1 protein-coding gene and 2 pseudogenes are annotated in these 1,202 nt (G+C 62.2%); all 3 read right to left on the reverse strand.

What is annotated here, in order from left to right; translation table 11 throughout:
• Positions 1–566: 566 nt before the first annotated feature.
• Positions 567–764 carry a hypothetical protein gene (locus tag AC5Y5O_RS32000; RefSeq protein ID WP_500028745.1) on the reverse strand — a complete coding sequence of 66 codons (198 nt, stop codon included), beginning with the start codon at positions 762–764 and terminating at the stop codon, positions 567–569.
• Between the two features lie 95 nt (positions 765–859).
• Positions 860–991, reverse strand: a pseudogene (locus AC5Y5O_RS32005) (IS110 family transposase); the annotation flags it as partial.
• Between the two features lie 87 nt (positions 992–1,078).
• Positions 1,079–1,202, reverse strand: a pseudogene (locus AC5Y5O_RS32010) (low molecular weight phosphatase family protein); the annotation flags it as partial.

Raw genomic sequence — 1,202 nt, forward strand, 5'->3', positions numbered from 1 at the left:
ACGCTCGTGGTGGCTGGCTCATCGTCGGATGAGCTTTCGATCAAGAACCCGAACGATCACCACCGCGTGCGGAAGATCCCTCGCAACCACAGAACCTGTTGCCCCGCGTGCTGGGGCGCAAATTTCCTCTCCGGTCTTGGCCTCGGCGCACGACCGCGGGACTAAACGAAGAAAACGATAGAGAAGTGAGAATCTAATGAAAACTGAAATCGGAAGAGCACTCTCGCTGTTCGGTGGCGCGGCTGCAGTTGTTTTCGCGTTCGGATTTAATGGTGTGGGCTACGACAAGTTGCCAAGCACACCGAGAATGACGACAACTGCGTTCGTCGTGACGCCAGTGCCCACACCTCCGGCCCCTTCCGCAGGTCCAGCCGACGGTAGACCCGGGGCCAGTCTGAGCGGCTGCATCGTCGGCCTCAACTGTGGACCCATAGGCCCCGTAGGCCCTAAACGTCCCAAACAACCCCGACCGTCCCAAACGATCCGGACTGCCCATGTCCCAAACACCCTCTCCCCCCGCCCGTAATACGGGAGGAACACGGCGGGATCGATTCTCAATGGGCTTATCAAGCCGCTGCGGCGGTTGGGATTTGGTAGGTGGTGTGGTCGCGCAGCATGGCCCACAGGACGTTGAGGCGTCGCCGGGCCAGGGCCAGGACCGCTTGTCGGTGGTGTTTGCCCTCAGCACGTTTGCGGCCTTCGTAGGCCCGGGAAGCGGGGTCGGTGCGGGCGGCACTTTGAGCGGCAAGATAGCAGGTGCGCAAGAGTCGTCGGTGATTGAGGCGGGGGCGTTTGAGGTTGCGCTGATGCGCCCGGAATCACGCGGTACCGGTGCGAGCCCGCAGATACCAGCCAAACGATCGGCGGAGTCGAAAGCGCTCATGTTTCCCCCTGTCGCGGCGAGGAATTCGGCGCCAAGAATGACCCCGAACCCGGGCAAGCTCAGGATGATTTCGGCGTACCGGTGGCGGCGAAATCGCTCCCCGATCATTGTCTCAGTGTCGGCGATTTCGGGTGTCGAGGTTGATCACCTCCTGGGCTAGCCGGGCCACCATCGCGACGGCCAGATCTTGTGGCTCTACGTTGCGCCGGCTCGGATGCGGCTGAAGAGATCGGCAACACGTGTCGCGATGTCGTCGCGTACGAGGCGCATTCGTTCGATGCCGTCGATTCCGCGCTCGGAGGGTTCGTCGGTGTCCCAG

It is taken from the genome of Mycobacterium sp. NGS40, from assembly GCF_059812735.1.